Raw genomic sequence first — 18,333 nt, 5'->3', positions numbered from 1 at the left:
GCACGTACTCAGAAGGCATAGAGCACATCGAAGCTCTTGGACAGGCGCGGCCCGTCCCACACCAGGCCGAACGTGTCGCACGTACCGGCGGCGCCGGTCGAACCGACGCTCACCGTGACCGTCTCGACGGTGGACCTGTGGGGGAAGTCGGTCGCGATCTTCCTGCCTGCCCCCTGTTTCACCTTCGCCGTTCCGTTCTTGACGCGTCGGCCGTCAATGGCGATCTCCCATTCGGCTTCGACGGGCCTTCCCTGGCACTCTCTCCCCGCCTCCAGGCGCAGACTGCCCTGAAGGCGGTCGGTCGGGGCGTCGCCGGCCGTTGCAAACTCGCTCTTCACCCTGCCCGCCACATCCCAGATGTACTTGTCTCCCGCGACAGTGGGCCTACGGCCGCCGGATGGCTCGAGATCGACAGAGCCAAGGCTGACGAGCGAGCCGATGAGCAGATAGACCAGTCCCAGGACGCACAGCACGCCGAGGAGGCAGCCGCCGACAGGTGGCGCGGAGGGTTCCGATGTCGTCGTGTCGTCGTCGGGAGCGGCGGAGGCCGTGGAGGAGTCCGCTCCGGTGCTGAGCGCGACGGCCGAACCGTCGCCCTCAGCTCGTTCCTGGTCCGCCACCGCGGACGACACCTGCACGCTGACGGACGACTCACGCGCCGCCGGCTCCTCGGTCTCCGCGACGGATTCCGGAGCCAGCAGCATGCGCACCTGCCGGCGCAGCACGTCGACCTCGCGCCGCAACAGGCGGACGTTCTCCCGTTCGGTGGCCAGCTCGTCCGCGGTGTCCCTGACGTACTGCCGGGCGTGTTCGAGCTGACGCAGCAATCTGTCGCGTTCCTCGAGGAGCGCCGATCCGTCCAGCTCCTGGGCGAGGTCGTCCAACTCGGTCCTGAGCCTGTCCGCCTCCTCCCGCCAGTACAGCAGTTGCGTGTCCGTGTCCTTGCTCGTGCGCTGTGCGGCGCGTCGGAGGGCATGCAGACGGGTCAGTTCTTCCGCGGGAAGCGGACCGCCGTATGAGCCGACGAAGTCCGTGAGGGCGTCGAGCACCTCCTTGGGAGCGATGCGCCCGCCCTTGAGGTAGCGCTTGACCTGGGCCGGGGACAGTGCGAGGGCCTCGGCCAGGCCGGCCGGGCAGGGAGTGGAGGCTGCGGACACAGAAGTGCGCGTATCGCCGCCCTCGTCCGGGGCGGGCCGGACGGCCGCGCCCAGGGCCTCCGCGTATGCGGCGGCTTCCGGGCTCACCGCCTGGTCCCACCGGTTGTGTGCGAGGACGATGCGGTGCCCGAAGTGGTCGGCACGCTGCTGGGGTTCGGGACGGCCTTTGGCGATCAGCTCTCGGCGGACGTGCCGGAAGAACGAGTCCGTGTCGAGCAGGTCCGGGCCATCCGGAATGCCTTCGTCGAGCGCCTTGATGACCTCGCCGGTGAACGCCGTGTACGGCTCGCCCTTCGGGGCCAGCGCACGAGCCGTCGCCGACGCCGCTGTCAGCAGGTACGTACCCTTGATCCCCGCCAGGTCGGCCAGCTCCTCGTTCGGTGCGCCGAGGTGGTCCGCGAACGCCCGCCCGCCGTAACAGCAGTCCAGGACGACGAGGCGCTGCTGAGCGATGCACACATCCATCAGCGCGTGCCGGATGTGGTTGAAGTCCAGGGCGTTGTAGAGGCGTTCGGCGTCTCCGCCGGGCAGGGCCAGGTGCAGGCCGAACTTGAGCGGGGAGAGGCCGTGTCCGGCGAAGTACACCAGGAAGGCGTCCTTCGCCTCGTCGGCGGCCGTGTGCAGTGTGTGCATGACCTGCTGGGCAGAGGCGACCTTCTCGCCGGACAGCGCGATGCAGTGTTCGTCGGGCAGGCCCCACAGGTCGTCGTCCATGAGCAGCTCCTTCAGCTTGCTCACGTTGTTGTCGACCGCGGGCAGATCCGGCAGCTTCTCGTAGCCGGCCACTCCGATCAGGACGGCACGGGACCGGGCGGGGTCGGGGAACGGCGCGTTCATCGGGCGCCAGGCTCTCCGCGGTCGCTGCGGTCGCAGAAATCGAGGGTGGCCCTCTCCCCGCCTTCCGCCCCGGACACATCGAGCCGGATCCGCACGCTCTCGGCACTGCGCTGACTCCCCATAAGGCACAACGGTAGTCAGAACTGACCCCGCACGTAGGCGAGTTGCCCAGCACGCACACACGCACCCGGCATCGGGTGCTGCGCCCCGTAAGGGGCACCCCCTCGTCAGTCGGAGCCGACCCGGCGGTACACCCTCGGGTCGTCCTCAGGGTCGCTGAAGGGCGCAACGCGGATCTCCTCGTCGCTGATGGCGCTGATCATCAGCGAGGCGGTGGAGGATGTGCAGCCCGGGCCCGAAGCGGACTCGACGACCCTGTCGGGGCCGTACAGCAGCGTCTCCCCGTCCGCGCCGCCGAGCGTGTACTCCCACTCGCAGCTGTCGCCCGCGTACTCGCCCGTCACCCGCACGGTGGCGGTGCCGGCCCGGCCCCGGTGGAGGGCGAGGGTCCGCTCCTCGCCCTGGGGGTTGGCGCCCTTCCACTCGCCCACCATACGGGAGGGCACCGGAGTTGCCGGGTCGCCCACTTTGCGAAGCGTCGCCGACAGGGAGCTCGCGGGGTAGATCCAGGAGAGGGTGCCGTCCGAACGCAGCTTCAGCGTCTGCTCCTTGTACGGGGAGCACGGCTCGGACGCGGGGTGGCTGTCGGTGATCCGGCTGGTGATCCGCAGCCCCTCGTCACCCCCGTCGAACGCCACCAGCGTCGCCTCCCCCTCGCACATCATGTCGGCACGAAGGTTGATGGTCCTGGCGACGACCTCGCCCTCCTCGCCCTGCCGGATCTCGAACCGCCGGGTGATCGTGGAGCCGTCGGCGTCCTGGACGCTGCCCTGCCAGGCGCCCAGATATCCCTTGGGCAGCGCGCCGTCGGGGGCCGGGCTGCTGATGTCCTTGGTGGACGGCTTCTTGGATGTGTCGCTGTCGGCCCCGGGCGACGACTTCGCCTGGGGGCCGGACTGTTTGGCGTCCTCACCGCTCGTGTCGTACACGCGCAGCGCGACGAAGGTCCCGACGCCCGAGACCAGCGCCAGCACGACACCGAGCGCGCCGAGCAAAACCCCGCGCCTGTGCGGACGTTCGGGGCTCGGCACCGGCGCAGCTGCCGGACCGTGCACCGCGTACGTCGGCTGCTGCGCCGGCCCACCCTGTGGTACGGGCGGGCCGGGAGGCGGCGCCCACTGGCCGGAGGGCGGACTGCCGTGCGCCGCGGCTCCGGTGACGGTCGCCATGCCGTGCATCTCCGGCCCGCCGGGCGGGGGCGGGGGCGCCTGTTCACCGGACGCCTCTCCGGCCTCCGCCGTGCCGGTGCCCTCGGGCGGGGTGTCCGACGGAGACTCCGGCGAGTTCTCGGGCGGAGTCTCCGACGGTGTTTCCGATTCCGCTTCCGGGGCGGGCTGCTTGCCCGGGAGCGAGGGCTCCGCACCGGGGCGGGGCGGGACCGCGGGGGCCTCGGCCGCGCGGTCCGCCGCTGCCTGCGCGCCGGGGACCTCCGCGTCCAGCAGCCGCGCCGCGTGCCGGCCGAGCTCGGCGACGAGGCCGCCCGGCAGCCAGGGTTCGGCGGCCTCGGAGCCGGACGCACCAGGACCGGGCTCGTCCTCCGGGTCCGCCGTCCGGTCCAGGATCTCCGGCAGCCCGGGCCGCTCCGCTACGTCCTTGGCCAGGCACGCGGCGACCAGGTCCCGCAACTCCTCGGGAACGCCCTCCAGATCGGGCTCCTCCTGGGTGATGCGGTACATCTGCACATGCCCGGCGACCCCGGTGCGCTCGAAGGGGGCACGTCCGGTCGCGGCGAAGGTCAGTACGGAGCCGAGGGAGAAGATGTCGCTGGCCTCGGTCAGCCGGTCGCCGCGTACCTGCTCGGGCGACATGAAGCCGGGCGAACCGACGACGGCGCCCGTCCGGGTCAGTTGGGCGTCCGCGACGGTCTCCAGTGCACGGGCGATGCCGAAGTCGATGACACGCGGCCCGTCGATGGTGACCAGGATGTTCGACGGTTTCACATCGCGGTGGATCAGCCCGGCCTCGTGTACGGCGCCCAGCGCCAGGGCGAGCCGGTTGGCGAGGATCCGCAGGGTGCGTACGGGCAGCGGCGTCTTACGCCCCGCGACGGCCTCGTACAACGTGATGCCCGGTATGTAACCGGTGGCGAGCCACGGCGGATCGGCCTCGGTGTCCGCGTCCAGCACCGGAGCCGTCCACTCGCCGCCGACTTGGCGCGCCGCGCTGACCTCCTGCTCGAAGCGGTTCCGGAACTCGGCGTCCTCGGACAGCTCCCGCCGCACCAGCTTGACCGCGACGGTGCGGCCGCGCGGGGACTGGGCGAGGTACACGCTGCCCATCCCGCCCTCGCCGAGCCGGCCCAGCAGCCGGTAGTCGCCGATGCGTTCAGGGTCGTCCGCACGCAGGGACTTCATGCCCTCTCCCCCGGTCCGTTCGGCCTCCATGGGCCGTCACTCAGCTGACGAAGAGCGATCGTACGGCTTGTGATCAGGCAGCAACCATGCGCGGTACGGCCAGACCGGCCGCGCCGCGCCCTCTCCAGGCCATTTTGACAGGGAAACTTCCGCGGAAGTCATACGGTCGAAGTATGCCGGGCAAGGCTCCCCTCCCTCAGCGCCGTGCTGATCGTGCTGACGGTCACCGACCGGGCGCTGCGGGACCGTACGTGGCTTGCGGGGGCGCCAGCCGGCCCGTGGCGGTGACCCACAGACATTTGACGGCCAGCGGGACCGCCGACAGCGACAGCGAAGGGGCAGACTGGCGCCCCGGCTCACCACGGACCGCGGACACCCTGCGAAAGGAGCTCCCATGGCCAGCTTGATCTACCCGGCACTGCTCTCGCTCGACGGCTACATCGCGGACGAGGAGGGCCGGTTCGACTGGGCCGTGCCCGACGCGGAGGTGCACGCCTTCATCAACGAGCTCACCCGCGCCTGTGGCACCCACCTCTACGGCCGCCGGACGTACGAGCTGATGACCGGCTGGGAGACCGAGCCCCCGGCGCCGGAAGCGCCGGCGGAGATGCGGGACTTCGCCGAGGTGTGGCAGGCGGCGGACAAGGTGGTGTACTCACGGACCCTGGAGCGGGTCTCCACCTCACGGACCCGGCTGGTGGGGGCACCTCCCGGCCGGAGGCTGGGGGAGGGAGTTCGACCCGGAGGCCGTACGGGCGATGAAGCGGACGGCCGAACGGGACCTGCTCGTCGGCGGTCCGGAACTGGCCGCACACGCGGTCCGCGCCGGGCTGGTGGACGAGTGGCAGCTCTTCCTGGTGCCCGTAGTCGTCGGCGGTGGCAAGCGGCACTTCCCCGACGGCGTACGCACACGCCTGGAGCTGCTGGCGGAGCGCCGGTTCGGCAACGGCATGGTCTTCCTGCGCTACCGCACCGCGCCGGCCGGCGAGTGAGCGGCTAGCTCCGGTCCCGGTGCTGCTTGATCCCGGACCGGACGCGGGACAAGAAGCGGCGGACCGCCTCCAGTTCGGCGGCCGTCATCCCCTCCACCTCGCCGGCCACGTGGCCGATCAGCGGGCCGAAGAACGACCAACCCAGCGCGGTCGCCCGCTCGTCCACCTCCAGGAGGACGCGGCGCCCGTCGTGCGGGTCCCGGGTGCGGCGGACATGGCCCAGCCGTTCCAGGCGGTCGACGAGGGAGGTGGTGCCTGCCGAGTTGAGGCCGAGCCGGGCACCGAGCCGGCCGGGGGTGAGCGGGGTGCCCGAGCGGGCGGCGTCGAGCAGTTGGATGAGCGCGCGCAGGTCGGTGGGGTGCAGCCCGTTGCGGTGGGCGAAGTCGGCGGCGAGCAGATCGAGTTCGACGGTGACGGCGCGGAGCTGGTGCACCACTTCCATGCCGGGTCCCGTCTCGTCGGGAGAGGCCGTACGTCCGTGATCGGCGGAAGACATGCGTCGGATAATATCTCGCTCAGCGAGAGAAATTCGGAGGCTCCGCCATGCACCCAGACTCCGCCCCGCCCGCTGTCGGACCGCGCTTCCGCGCTGCCTACGACGCCGTGCTCGACCACTGGCCCCGCGAGACCGAACGCCTCGGCCTCACCTCTCCGCACGGCACCACGCACGTGCTGGCCTGCGGCCCGGCGGAAGCCCCGCCGCTCCTGTTGCTGCACGGTGGAGGAACCACGGCCGCCGGGTGGTACGCCACCGCGGCCGGGCTGATCCGCACCAGGCGCCTCTACGCCGTCGACCGCATCGGAGAACCGGGCCTCAGCGAGTCCGGCGACCACCCGCCGCGTTCGGTGGCGGAGTTGCTGGAGTGGCTGGCAGGCGTTTGCGACGGGCTCGGCGTACCGCGAGCCGATGTGTGCGGGCACTCCTACGGCGGCTGGCTCGCCCTGACCTTCGCGCTGCACGCCCCGGACCGCGTACGCAAGCTGGCGCTGCTCGACCCGACCCAGTGTTTCGCGGGGTTCAGCCCGCGCTATCTGCTGCGGGCCCTGCCGCTGCTGGCCCGCCCGACGGCGGCCCGGGCTCTGGCCTTCCTCGACTGGGAGACCGGCGGGCCCGGCGAGGCCGACGGCGACCCCGGCATCGCGGCGTGGCGCGCACTGTACGGCGCGGCGGCCGAGTTCCCGCAGCAGAAGCCGGTGACCGGCCCCCGCCCTAAGCCGACGGCGCTGCGCGAACTCGCCGCCCCCGCACTGGTCCTGTCGGCGGGCGCGAGCCGGGCGCACGACGTACGCCGTGTCGAGGCACACGCCCGCCAGTGGATGCCGGAGATCGAGACGGCCACCGTGCCGGGGGTCTCGCACCACGCCATGCCCTACCTACGGGCCGAGGAGACCGGCGAACTGGTGGCGGACTTTCTCGGCTGAGGGCCGGCCGGACCCGCCGCCGGTGCTGAGCGACGGGTCAGGCCCGGTGCGTCCGTGCTGGTCAGCTTCCCGTCGGACGGACGACCATCGCCGAACCGCCGCCACGGCGCTCCCGTTCGGCCGCGGCACGCCATCGACCGTCCCCCAGCTTCTGTACGCCGGTGGCGGCGCCGATCTCCGGGTTCGCCTTGAACGAGTGCCCCAGCGCCTCCAGTTCGCGGCGCACCTTGCTGTCCATCAGCTTCGGTTCCGCCTCGGTCTGCGCGGCATTGCGCTGACTGGCGCGGGGCGCCGCGATGGCGTCGACCAGCGGCATCCCGCGGTCGAGGTGATTGGTGAGGGTTTGCAGCACCGTCGTGATGATCGTCGAGCCCCCCGGCGAGCCCAGCGCGAGCACCGGCTTGCCGTGCTTCAGGACCACGGTCGGCGACATCGAGGAGCGCGGACGCTTACCCGGCCCGGGCAGGTTCGGGTCGTGGACACCGGGGGCGACGGGCACGAAGGAGAAGTCGGTCAGCTCGTTGTTGAGCAGGAAGCCGCGGCCGGGGACGGTGATGCCACTGCCGCCCGTCTGCTCGATGGTGAGGGTGTACGCGGCGACGTTGCCCCACTTGTCGGCGACGGTGAGGTGGGTGGTGTTCGGCCCCTCGTACGTGGTGCGCGCCGCCTGGTCCTTGTCGCCGCGCTCGCACTCCTTCGGGTCGCGCGGGTCGCCCGGTGCCACCGGGCTCTTGAGGACCTTGTCGTCGTCGATCAGACACGCGCGGGAGTCCGCGAACCGCTGCGAGGTCAGCCCCTCGGTCGGCACGTTCTCCTGCGCGGGGTCACCCACCCAACGGCCACGGTCGGCGAACGCGATACGGCTCGCCTCCAGATAGCGGTGCAGATACTTCCTCTCGCTGAGGGAGCCCAGATCGCTGCGTTCGAGAATGTTGAGCGCCTCGGCGACGGTGGTGCCGCCGGAGGAGGAGGGCGCCATGCCGTACACGTCCAGGCCCCGGTAGTCGGTACGGGTCGGCTGCTGGGACAGTGCCCGGTAGGCGCGCAGGTCCTTCGCCGTCATGTCGCCGGGCCGCACCTTGCGGTTCGCGCCCTTCGCCACGGGAGGCTTGCGCACCGTCCGTACGACGTCGCGGCCCAGCTCGCCGTGGTAGAGGGCCTTGGTGCCCTTGCGGGAGAACTCCTCGTAGGTGCGGGCCAGGTCGGGGTTCTTGAGGGTGGAGCCGACCTCGGGCAGCTTGCCGCCCGGCAGGAACAGGTCCGCGCTCGCGGGGAAGTCGCGGAAGCGGTCCTCGTTCTCGGCGGTCTGCTTGCGGAAGGTCTCGTCGACCGTGAAGCCGCGCTTCGCCAGCTTGGTGGCGGGCCGCAGGGTCTGCGCGAGCGACTTGTTGCCGTAGGCGCGGAGCGCCTTCTCCCAGGTGGCCGGGGTGCCCGGCGTGCCCACGCCGAGGCCGCTGGTGACCGCCTGGTCGAACGGGATGGCCTTGCCGTTCTCCGTGAGCAGCTCCTTGTCCGCGCTGAGCGGGGCCCTCTCCCGGCCGTCGATGGTGTGCACCTTGCGGCTGGCCGCGTCGTAGTACACGAGGTATCCGCCGCCACCGACGCCCGCCGAGTACGGCTCCGTCACGCCGAGGGCCGCGGCCGTCGCCACGGCCGCGTCGGCGGCCGTGCCGCCGTTCTTGAGCACCTCGATGCCGGCTGCGGACGCGTCCGGGTCAACGCTGGACACGGCGCCTCCGTGGCCCGTCGCCACCGGCGACTTGGCGGGAGGGCCGCCGTGCCCCGCGGGGTTCCCTCCTGCGGTCGTGCCCGCCGGAGCAGCGGCACCCATGAGCCCCGCCACCACGGCCCCGCTGCCGAGCACAGCGATGAGACTCTGCGCCGTACGACGCCGCCGGGAGGGGGTGCCCCGCCCAGCGGTGCTCGCGGACGGGTCCTCCGGGGTCGGAGGGGGGCTTTCGGGAGAGGGCGTCATGCGGGGGCCTCCTTCGTGCGTGCTCCGCGGGACAACGCGTGATCCGCGCAGCGTAATGCGGTTGACGCGGCTGCGTCAGTACCCTGCATCGGGAGGGGGTGCCGTCACCCGGTCGGCCCGCGCCACCGGCGAGGGCCTACGCTGCGGCGTCATGGAGTCGCGCTCGGAGTAGACCGTGTCCGGCGGGTCTTGCGTACCCGGCATGGGGGGCTGCGCTTGCCCACCCTGCTCCCCCAAGCTGCTTCGAGCAGGGGTCCCCCAGGGGCACCTCCCGGCCGGAGGCTGGAGGAGCAGACTGCCCAAGCTTCGCAGCAGGGGACCGCGCCCCGTCAGGGGCGCGGGGAACTGCGCGACCAGCCACAACGACACCCGCAGCCTGCGAGCTCCGGGCAGGGGCACTCCCTACCGGAACAGCGGAGGGGCGCAGCAACGTCCGCCGGGCAAGCCCTGGGCGCCGTAAGAACACGCGCGGCTGGCCCGGCAGCACGGGCGCAACGGGGACTTCTGCCTGCTGTTGAAGGTCAACAACTCGGAGGCGTACGGACCCGATGTGGTCGAGCTGGTCGCCGATGTGACCCGCGCGGCCACCACGGCCCCAACGTGAGCCCGGGGGCCCTCCTCACAGGCGGGTGCCCGGCATGGTGGGTGCGGCTTGGGGCGGGGCCACGGAGACGGCCTCGTTCTTGACGTTGCCGCGCTCGCGCCGCGCGACCCAGTTGGCGAACCACGACAGCAGCATGCACAGCCCGATGTAGATCGCCGAAATCACGATCACCACGGGGATGAACGGCATCGTGTAGTCCATGTTGATGGCGATCAGCCGCCCGGCGTGCAGGAACTCCTCGTACGTGATCAGGAAGCCGAGCGAGGTGTCCTTCAGGGCGACGACGAGCTGGCTGATGATCGTCGGCAGCATGGCCCGCACCGCCTGCGGCACGAGCACGTACACCATGACCTGGGTCTTGCGCATGCCGAGCGCGTAGGCGGCCTCCCGCTGGCCCCGGTCGACGGAGACCACACCGGAGCGGAAGACCTCCGCGAGCACGGAGCCGTTGTAAAGGGTCAGCCCGGTCACCAGCGCGGGCAGCGGCTGAACCTCCAGGGCCACGAAGACGAAGAAGATCATGACCAGCACGGGCATGGCCCGGAAGAACTCCACCAGCACGGTGCTCACCCAGCGCACCGGCCGGTGCTCGGAAAGCCGTCCGGCGGCCAGCACGGCGCCCAGCGCCAGGGCCAGCACGGCGGCGAACGCGAACGCCTTCAGGGTGTTGCCGAGGCCGCGCAGCAGCAGCTCCTGTACTCCCTCGTAACCGAACGGCCGCCATTTGACGTAGGCGAACTGCCCGGTGTCGACAAGGAGATGAATCACCCATGCCACCAGGGCGAGCAGGGCGAGTCCGGCGACGATTCCGTAGCCCAGGTGCCGGGCCCGCGCCTTGGGTCCGGGGATGTCGTAGAGCGCCGAGGGCGCCTCCTGCCCGGTACGCGGCGCACGCTTCGGGCTGAGTGCGGTGAGGCTCATCGGGCCACCCCCCAGCGCCGTTCCATCGCGTGGAAGAGGGCGCTGATCGCCAGCGTCAGGATCAGATAGCCCACCGCGATCCACACGAAGCTCCAGATGACGCTGTAGCCGTTCTCACTGAGCGTCTTGTAGGTGCTCAGCAGTTCGACGACGCTGAAGGAGCCGGCGATCGCGGAGTTCTTGGCGAGCGCGATCAGGGTGGAGCCGATCGGCGCGATGACGCTGCGGAACGCCTGCGGCAGTACCACCGTGCCCAGCGTCTGGCCGAAGGTCATCCCCAGGCTGCGGGCCGCCTCGCCCTGGCCGACCGGCACGGTGTTGATCCCGGAGCGCACCGCCTCGCAGATGAACGAGGAGGTGTAGCAGCCCAGCGCCAGCACGGCGAACAGCTCGAACGGCAGCGCGACGCCGAAGCGGGGCAGCCCCAGCAGCATCGCGAAGAACAGCAGCGTCAGCGGGGTGTTGCGCAGCACCGTCACCCACGTGGTGCCCACCACGCGCAGGGCCCGCACCGGTGCCACCCGGAACCCCGCCATCGCCACGCCCACCGCGAGAGCCAGCAGGGAGGAGTAGACGGTCAGCTTTACGGTCCCCCAGAAGCCCTCGCCGTAGAGGGAGAAGTTCTCTGTCAGTACATCCATGGAGCCGTTCGCGTTCCTCTCAGCTCGGCAGTTCGGCAGTTCGGCAGCCCGGCGCTCGTCGGCCCGGCAGCTCCTCAGCGCGTCAGCGCCGGGTCGACGCGGGGCGGCTTGGGGGCCGGGCGGCCGGAGAGCCCGAGGGTGGTGTCGTAGGCCCGCTTCCAGTCGCCGTTCTTCTCGCGTGCGGTGATCGCCGCATCAAGCGCCCCGGCCAGCGCCCGGTCCTGGCGGGGTACGCCGATGCCGTACGGCTCCTCGGAGAACGCCTTGCCGACGACCTTCAGACGCCGGGGGTCCTTGGCCGCGTAGCCCAGCAGGATGGTGTCGTCCGTGGTGACCGCGTCGACCTGGTTGTTGAGGAGGTTGTCGACGCAGATGGCGTAGCTGTCGTAGGCGACGGCTTCGGCGCGCGGGTAGTCCGACTGGATGCGCTGGAGCGGGGTCGAGCCGACGGCGGAGCAGATCTTCCTGCCCGCCATGTCCTGCGGCCCCTTGAGCCGCTTCTCGTCCCTGCGGACCAGCAGCCGCTGCCCGGCGATGTAGTAGGGCCCGGCGAAGCCGACCAGCTTTTTGCGGCCCTCGTTGATGGTGTAGGTGCCGACGTAGTAGTCGATCTGGCCGTTCTGCAGGGCGGTTTCCCGGTTGGCCGAGGCGATGGCCTTGTACTCGATCTGCTTGTCCGGGTCGAAGCCGAGCGAGGCCGCCATCATCTTGGCGATCTCCACATCGAAGCCCGTGTAGACGCCGGTGGCCGGGTTCTTCTCGCCCATGCCCGGCTGGTCCTCCTTGACGCCGACGGTCAGCTTTCCGCGCTGGTGGGCGCTCTTCCAGGTGGGCGACGAGGGGAGGGAGAAGCCTTTGACGACGGCGTAGTGCGGCAGCTTGCCGGGCTGCGGACCGCGCGCGGGCGGGCTGCCGGAGGCCCCGCACGCGGTGGCGGCCAGCACGAGCCCGGCGGCCAGACCGCGGCGGATGAGGGTGACGAGGCTCGACGGAGCAGGCGTACGCACGACCGGGCCCCTCTCAGTGCTTGAGGATCTTGGAGAGGAAGTCCTTGGCGCGCTCGCTGCGGGGCGCGGTGAAGAACTCTTCCGGTGAGCGGTCCTCGACGATCCGGCCGTCGGCCATGAACACCACACGGTTGGCCGCCGAGCGGGCGAAGCCCATCTCGTGGGTGACGACGACCATCGTCATCCCGTCCCGGGCGAGCTGCTGCATGACGTCCAGGACCTCGCTGATCATCTCCGGGTCCAGCGCGGAGGTCGGCTCGTCGAACAGCAGGGCCTGCGGGTCCATGGCCAGGGCGCGTGCGATGGCCACCCGCTGCTGCTGACCGCCGGAGAGCTGCGCCGGGTACTTCTGCGCGTGCTCGACGAGGCCGACCCGGCGCAGCAGCTCACGGGCCTGCGCGTGAGCCTCGTCCTTCTTCCTGCCGCGCACCTTGATGGGCGCGAGCGCCACGTTGGCCAGCACGGTCTTGTGAGCGAAGAGGTTGAAGGACTGGAAGACCATGCCGACTTCGGTACGCAGCCGGGCCAGCTCCCGGCCCTCCGCCGGGAGGGGGTGCCCCGCCAGGGTGATCGTGCCGGAGCCGATCGTCTCGAGCCGGTTGATGGTGCGGCACAGCGTCGACTTGCCGGAGCCCGAGGGACCGATGACGACGACCACCTCGCCGCGGCCCACGGTGAGGTCGATGTCCCGGAGCACATGCAGCGTGCCGTAGTGCTTGTTGACTCCGCGCAGCTCGATCAGCGGTTCCATGGGCAGCGATTCCAGAGGCGGCGATTCCATAGGAAGTGGAAACTATCGGGCCGAATGGGTCACTACCGGGATGACACGCAGCGCGCCAGATACACCGTGCGGCGTACCGTCAGTCCTCGCTGACCTCCGCATACGCCTGGGACAGCTCCGGTGAGCCCGTCTCGGCCCAGGCACCGCCCTCCTCCAGCACATCCACCTCCCGGCCGGACGGCAGCCGTACCACCGGCTGCCCGTCCGGCCACAGCACCCACCGGGCGCCGGGTACAGCCCGCACCATCACGGTCCCCAGATAGAGCCCGGCGTCGGAGCCGAGCCACGGGGTGACCTCCGGGTCCTCGCGCCAGTGCGGCAGCAGCTGGTCCAGCGCGGCCAAGGACTCCACGGAGTCGTCCAGTTCGACACCGGCGGCACGTGCGTGCTCGCGCAGCAGTTCGCACTCGGAGAGGAGCTGCGCCGCACTCCCCGGACCGTCCGACAGCTGATCGGTCGGTGCTCCCGCCCCTTCGGCATCCGGGTGGGGCTTGCGCCAGTTGTCCAGAAAGGGGAAGTCCATGTAATCAGCGTGGCATTCTCCCGCCACCGGGCACCATAGGCGCGCTGTGCAAGGAGCCTGGCCGGTTTGAGCTGCCGGACACCTTGACGACGCGTCAGGGCCTCTCTAACTTCACCCCGCCTCGATGGAATCCGAGGTGCACACAAGGCTGATGGAGTACCACGAGAGGGCATCACGTGCACAGACGTACCTGGATCAGATCCCTCACCGTCCTGGTGGCCGCCGTATCCGCAACCGCTCCGACCCTGGCGGCGACCGCCACAGCGCAGGACCCCACCCAGCAGACAGCACAGCCCGCCGCGACCCCCACCGATCGGGCGCTCCCCCTGGAGCAGCTCTACAACAACCGCGCCGTCAGCGACGACGCCAAGCCCGAAGCCGCCGACTTCGACGGCGCAGGGCGCTCCCTCTCCGCACAGGACCTCAAGGCCGCGGGCTGGTCCCCCGGTACTCGGCTCGACCTGGACGCGGCCCCGCTGCGCCGGCCCGACCGGGCCCCGGGCCGGCCCGACAACGTACGCGCCGACGGACAGCAGGTACGGGTCGGCGGACGCGGCAACGCCCTCTCCTTCCTGGTGGCCGCCACCTCGCCGCACGGTCCGGCCGACGCCGTCGGCGGCAAGGGAACCGTGCGCTACCGGGACGGCTCCCACAGCACCTACACCCTCTCCGTGGGCGACTGGCGCGGGGGCCCGCTCGCCACCAAGGCCGTCGCCCTCCCCCACCTCAACACCCGGCAGGGCGACCAGCTGACCGAGAAGGCGCGGCTCTACGCGGTCACCGTGCCGCTCGAACGCGGTCGCGACGTCAGCTCCGTCACGCTGCCGCAGGACCCCGGCGCCGACGCCGACCTGCACGTCTTCGACCTCGCCGTACGTCCCGAGACCGCCGGCTGGACCGGCAGCTGGTCCGCCAGCACCGGCGGCTACACCGGGACCGGAAAGTGGCAGGACCAGACGCTGCGGCTCGTCGTGCACACCTCCGCCGGCGGCCCCCGGGCCCGGATCCGGCTGGAGAACACCTTCGCCGCCGAGCCCGTCCGCATCGGCCACGCCTCCATCGCTGTGCAGAAGGACGGCGCCGCCGCGAACCGGCGCCCGACACCGCTCACCTTCGACGGCGGGCACGCCGGAACCCGCATCCCCGCGGGTGCCCGAGCCGTCAGTGACCCCGTCGGCTTCGATGTGCCCTCCGACACCAATCTGCTGGTCAGCATCCATCTGCCGGACCCCGTCCCCGCCGCACCGGTGCACAGCAAGACGCAGCAGCGCTCGTATCTGAGCGAGGGCGGCAGCGGTGACCGTACGGGCGACGCGGGCGGTGCCGCCTTCACCCGCTCCCTGACGATGTGGCCGTTCCTGACCGGCGTCGATGTCAAGGGCGGGCCGGGCTCGGTGGTCGCTCTCGGTGACTCCATCACCGACGGCGACCACTCCACCCCCGACGCCAACCGGCGCTGGCCCAACGTGCTGGCCGGCCGGCTGCTGGCCCAGAACGAGGTGCCGAAGTTCGGCGTCCTCAACCACGGCATCTCCGCCAACCGCATCGTCACCGACCGCTACCCCGGCGACGGCATCAGCACCGACACGGCCGGAGTCAGTGCCCAGCACCGCCTGGAGCGGGACGTCCTCGCCCAGACCAACGCCCGCACCGTGGTGCTGTTCGAAGGCATCAACGATGTGCGCTGGGGCGCCTCGGCCGAGGACGTCATCGCCGGGATGAAGGCCATCTCCGCAAGGGCGAAGGAGCGCGGGCTGCGGGTCGTTGCTGCGACGATCACGCCGTGCGAGGGCTATCACGACTGCACGGCGGAGGTCGACGCGAAGCGTACGAAGGTGAACGCCTTCGTACGGGAGAACGCCGGGAAATTCGACGCCGTGCTCGACTTCGACCAGGTCGTACGGGACCCGGCGCATCCCGCGCGGATGCTGCCGAAGTACGACTCGGGCGACCATCTGCACCCCGGTGACGCGGGGCTGCGGGCCATCGGCGAGTCCATCGACCTGAAGCTGCTGGCCGGCTGAGCCCCCGCGGCCGTCCGTTCGCCGCCCACCCGTCCCGGCTCGGGGGCGGGTGGGCGGACGGCCCTCTTACAGCTCCAGGTCGACGACGACCGGGGCGTGGTCCGAGGCGCCCTTGCCCTTGCGGGCCTCGCGGTCGACGTACGCGTCCGACACCGCGGTGGTGAACGCCTCGTTCCCGTAGACGAGATCGATCCGAATGCCGCGGTTCTTCGGGAAGCACAGCTGCCGGTAGTCCCAGTAGGTGAACGGCACGTCGTACTTCAGCGGGCGGGGATAGACGTCCGACACCCCCGCCGCCTCCAGCGCCGCCAGCGCCTCCCGTTCGCGGCAGGTCACATGGGTGGACCCCGAGAACTCCGCGATGTCATGGACGTCACGGTCGGTCGGCGCGATGTTGAAGTCGCCGAGCGCTGCGAACGGCATCGCGGCGGAGGCGAACTTCTCCGCGGCGTCACGCAGCGCTGCCAGCCACTCCAGCTTGTACTCGTAGTGCGGGTGCCCCACCTCGCGCCCGTTGGGCACGTACAGCGACCACACCCGTACCCCGCCGCAGGTGGCGGCGGCGGCGCGGGCCTCGACGGCGCCCTCCCAGGCGGGCGCGCCGGGCAGGCTGAGCGCGGGGTCCTCGATGCCCACGCGGGAGAGGACGGCGACGCCGTTCCAGCGGCCCTGCGCGCTGACGACCGACTCGTAGCCGAGCGCGCGCAGCTCCTGCTGCGGGAAGGCATCGTCGGACACCTTCAGCTCCTGCAGGCACAGCACGTCGGGCTGGGCGGACTCCAGCCACTGTGTCAGTCGGGGCAGCCGGGCTGTTATCGAGTTGACGTTCCAGGTGGCAATACGCATGCAGACTCCGTCGGGGGTCACGGGGGTCGTCCCCCGGGAGCATGCAGGCTACCGCGCCAGTCGGACACGCTCCCCCGAGTGGAGGTGGTTGTGCGCCGCGCCACCCGTTCCCGGACCGCCCTTGCCCAGCATCCGGCCGTAGACTCCGAGGCCGTTGTCGTTGAGCAGGCCGTCGTGGATGTCGTACACCTGCGCGGGGCTGACGGCGCGCACGTAGTCGAGGACCTCGGAGAGCTTGTTCCACGGGGCGTGCAGCGGCAGCAGCAGCGTCTTGACGGGGCGCTCGGGGACGGTGAGGGCGTCGCCGGGGTGGAAGACCAGACCGTCGACCACGAAGCCGATGTTGGTGATGCGCGGGATGTCGGGATGGATGACCGCGTGCAGCTCGCCGTGCACCTCGATCTCGAAGCCGGCCGCCTCGAAGGTGTCGCCGTGCCCGACGGTGTGGACGCGCCCGGGGAAGGCGCCGGAGATCTGCTCGGCGACGCTGCGCAGCGTCCAGATCCCGGCCTCCGGGTTGGCCTCCATGGCGGCGCGCAGCCGCAGCTCGTCGAAGTGGTCGGGGTGCTCGTGGGTGACCAGCAGCACGTCCGCGCCCAGCGCGGCCTCCGGCTCGCTGAAGCCGCCGGGGTCGATGACGAGCGTACGGCCGTCCTTCTCCAGGCGGACGCAGGAGTGGCCCTGCTTGGTGAGCTTCAGCGGGGTGTCGTTCGCGTCAGTTCCCATGCGGCTCATTCTCCTCTTCGCCCGCTCTGCGGTCCTCCGGAGTGGTCTCTTCCCGGATCACGCGCTGGGCGACGGCGAAGGCGGCGTTGGCGACGGGCACCCCGCAGTAGACCGCGGTCTGGAGCAGCACTTCCTTGATCTCGTCCGGGGTCAGTCCGTTGCGCAGCGCGGCCCGGACATGGAAGGCCAGCTCGTCGTGGTGGCCCTGGGCCGCGAGCGCGGTCATAGTGATCACCGAGCGGGTGCGCCGGTCGATGCCGGGGCGGGTCCACACCTCGCCCCAGGCGTAACGGGTGATGAAGTTCTGGAAGTCCTCGGTGAAGTCGTCGGTCTCCTCGAGGGAGCGGTCCACATGGGCGTCGCCGAGCACTTCGCGGCGCACCTTCATGCCCGCTTCGTAGGCGTCGGTGCGCAGCGCGGACCCCTCGCCGGACTCCAGCTCGGCGACGGCGGACGCCTGCTGCGGTACGGGGCTGATGACGGGCGCCGGGGCAGGGGGGCCCGCGGCCGACTCCTGCCATGTGGTGGTGAAGTGCCGGATGAGCAGGTCCGTGACGGCGCCGGGCTGCTCGACGGGCGTCAGATGCGAGGCGCCGGGCACGATGGCCAGCCGGGCGTCCGGGATACCGGCGACCAGCGCACGGGCCTCGGCGGGCGGGGTGACCTCGTCCTCGGCGCCCGCGACGACCAGCGTGCCCACCCCTATCCGGCCCAGCGACTCGCGCACGTCGAAGGAGGCCAGCGCCTCGCAGGCCGCGATGTAGCAGCCGGGGTCGGTGGTGCGGACCATCTGCACCGCCCATTCGACGATCGCGGGCTGCGCGGCGGCGAAACCGGGCGTGAACCAGCGTTCGGGGGTGGTGCGGGCGATCGGGTCGAGCCCGTTGGTGCGGATGACGACCCCCCGCTGCCGCCAGCTGTCGGGGGTGGCGAAGCGCGGCGAGGCGGAGATCAGCGCGAGCGAGGTGACGCGCTGCGGGGCCCGCAGGGCGAGCTGGATGCCGATGGCGCCGCCGAGGGAGCAGCCCACGTAGCCGCACCGTTCGACACCCAGCCTGTCGAGGGTGGCAAGCAGCCGCTCGGCGAAGGCGTCGGCCGAGTCGGCGGAGTACGCGGGTGAGCCGCCGTGTCCGGGCAGGTCGAACCGGAGGACCCGCCAGTTGCGGGTCAGCTCGGGGATCTGCCGGTCCCACATGTGCCAGGTGGTGCCGAGGGCGGGGCCGAGAACGAGCACGGGCGCGTTGTCGGGCCCGTCGGTCCGGTGCTGGAGCGTCTGGGCGGGGGTCACCGTGCTTCACCTCGGGCGGGCGTTCGGGACAGGGTGGGGTACGTACGGCCGTTACTCACGCGTTCACGCTATCGAGCGGTGTTCGGAACGTACCGCGCGGGGGCGTTTGTGAGGG

15 protein-coding genes are annotated in these 18,333 nt (G+C 71.3%); 3 read left to right on the top strand and 12 right to left on the bottom strand.

What is annotated here, in order from left to right; all coding sequences use genetic code 11:
* Positions 1-8 precede the first annotated feature (8 nt).
* Positions 9-1,994 (bottom strand): caspase, EACC1-associated type, encoded by a 1,986-nt coding sequence (locus tag ACTWQF_RS20730; RefSeq protein ID WP_443281085.1) that lies wholly within the window; start codon positions 1,992-1,994, stop codon positions 9-11.
* 227 nt (positions 1,995-2,221) lie between these two features.
* On the bottom strand, positions 2,222-4,468 hold the full coding sequence (locus ACTWQF_RS20725) for a protein kinase domain-containing protein (protein ID WP_443281084.1): 2,247 nt from the start codon (positions 4,466-4,468) through the stop codon (positions 2,222-2,224).
* Positions 4,469-5,226: 758 nt separating this feature from the next.
* On the opposite strand from ACTWQF_RS20725, the gene ACTWQF_RS20720 reads away from it, so the two are divergent.
* The gene (locus tag ACTWQF_RS20720; RefSeq protein ID WP_443281083.1) at positions 5,227-5,460 is read left to right on the top strand and encodes a dihydrofolate reductase family protein; all 234 of its coding nucleotides are present in this window, start codon (positions 5,227-5,229) and stop codon (positions 5,458-5,460) included.
* 4 nt (positions 5,461-5,464) lie between these two features.
* On the opposite strand, the gene ACTWQF_RS20715 is transcribed toward ACTWQF_RS20720, so the two are convergent.
* Positions 5,465-5,956: a MarR family winged helix-turn-helix transcriptional regulator gene (locus tag ACTWQF_RS20715; protein WP_443281082.1), complete on the bottom strand. Its 492-nt coding sequence runs from the start codon at positions 5,954-5,956 to the stop codon at positions 5,465-5,467.
* Between the two features lie 47 nt (positions 5,957-6,003).
* Here ACTWQF_RS20715 and ACTWQF_RS20710 point away from each other — a divergent pair, with 47 nt between their 5' ends.
* Positions 6,004-6,882 carry an alpha/beta fold hydrolase gene (locus ACTWQF_RS20710; protein WP_443281081.1) on the top strand — a complete coding sequence of 293 codons (879 nt, stop codon included), beginning with the start codon at positions 6,004-6,006 and terminating at the stop codon, positions 6,880-6,882.
* A gap of 61 nt (positions 6,883-6,943) precedes the next feature.
* Here ACTWQF_RS20710 and ggt read toward each other — a convergent pair whose 3' ends face one another.
* From ggt to ACTWQF_RS20680, 6 genes are all read right to left on the bottom strand, one after another.
* The gene (ggt, locus tag ACTWQF_RS20705; RefSeq protein WP_443281236.1) at positions 6,944-8,713 is read right to left on the bottom strand and encodes a gamma-glutamyltransferase; all 1,770 of its coding nucleotides are present in this window, start codon (positions 8,711-8,713) and stop codon (positions 6,944-6,946) included.
* A gap of 763 nt (positions 8,714-9,476) precedes the next feature.
* Complete coding sequence (locus ACTWQF_RS20700) at positions 9,477-10,382, bottom strand: amino acid ABC transporter permease (protein ID WP_443281079.1); 906 nt, start codon at positions 10,380-10,382, stop codon at positions 9,477-9,479.
* Positions 10,379-11,023 (bottom strand): amino acid ABC transporter permease, encoded by a 645-nt coding sequence (locus ACTWQF_RS20695; protein WP_443281078.1) that lies wholly within the window; start codon positions 11,021-11,023, stop codon positions 10,379-10,381. Before ACTWQF_RS20695 ends, ACTWQF_RS20700 begins: the two co-directional genes overlap by 4 nt.
* A 74-nt stretch (positions 11,024-11,097) precedes the next feature.
* Entirely contained in the window at positions 11,098-12,030 is a 933-nt protein-coding gene (locus ACTWQF_RS20690; protein WP_443281077.1) for a glutamate ABC transporter substrate-binding protein, read from the bottom strand.
* Between the two features lie 13 nt (positions 12,031-12,043).
* Positions 12,044-12,787: an amino acid ABC transporter ATP-binding protein gene (locus tag ACTWQF_RS20685; RefSeq protein ID WP_443281235.1), complete on the bottom strand. Its 744-nt coding sequence runs from the start codon at positions 12,785-12,787 to the stop codon at positions 12,044-12,046.
* 103 nt (positions 12,788-12,890) lie between these two features.
* On the bottom strand, positions 12,891-13,334 hold the full coding sequence (locus tag ACTWQF_RS20680; protein WP_443281076.1) for a DUF6278 family protein: 444 nt from the start codon (positions 13,332-13,334) through the stop codon (positions 12,891-12,893).
* A 176-nt stretch (positions 13,335-13,510) separates the two neighbouring features.
* Between ACTWQF_RS20680 and ACTWQF_RS20675 the strand changes: the two genes are divergently transcribed.
* Positions 13,511-15,358 carry a GDSL-type esterase/lipase family protein gene (locus tag ACTWQF_RS20675; RefSeq protein WP_443281075.1) on the top strand — a complete coding sequence of 616 codons (1,848 nt, stop codon included), beginning with the start codon at positions 13,511-13,513 and terminating at the stop codon, positions 15,356-15,358.
* Positions 15,359-15,424: 66 nt separating this feature from the next.
* On the opposite strand, the gene ACTWQF_RS20670 is transcribed toward ACTWQF_RS20675, so the two are convergent.
* The 3 genes from ACTWQF_RS20670 to pcaDC are packed head-to-tail and all read right to left on the bottom strand — an operon-like array spanning position 15,425 to position 18,218.
* Positions 15,425-16,204, bottom strand: a complete 780-nt coding sequence (locus tag ACTWQF_RS20670; protein WP_443281074.1) for an exodeoxyribonuclease III — start codon at positions 16,202-16,204, stop codon at positions 15,425-15,427.
* A gap of 48 nt (positions 16,205-16,252) precedes the next feature.
* The gene (locus tag ACTWQF_RS20665; RefSeq protein WP_443281073.1) at positions 16,253-16,930 is read right to left on the bottom strand and encodes an MBL fold metallo-hydrolase; all 678 of its coding nucleotides are present in this window, start codon (positions 16,928-16,930) and stop codon (positions 16,253-16,255) included.
* Positions 16,920-18,218, bottom strand: a complete 1,299-nt coding sequence (pcaDC, locus tag ACTWQF_RS20660) for a bifunctional 3-oxoadipate enol-lactonase/4-carboxymuconolactone decarboxylase PcaDC (RefSeq protein ID WP_443281072.1) — start codon at positions 18,216-18,218, stop codon at positions 16,920-16,922. The genes ACTWQF_RS20665 and pcaDC overlap by 11 nt, the downstream gene beginning before the upstream one ends.
* Positions 18,219-18,333: the final 115 nt, after the last annotated feature.

Source organism: Streptomyces sp. 8N114 (assembly GCF_052245835.1).
Lineage (GTDB): Bacteria > Actinomycetota > Actinomycetes > Streptomycetales > Streptomycetaceae > Streptomyces.
This window is presented reverse-complemented; position numbering and strand designations above follow the sequence as displayed.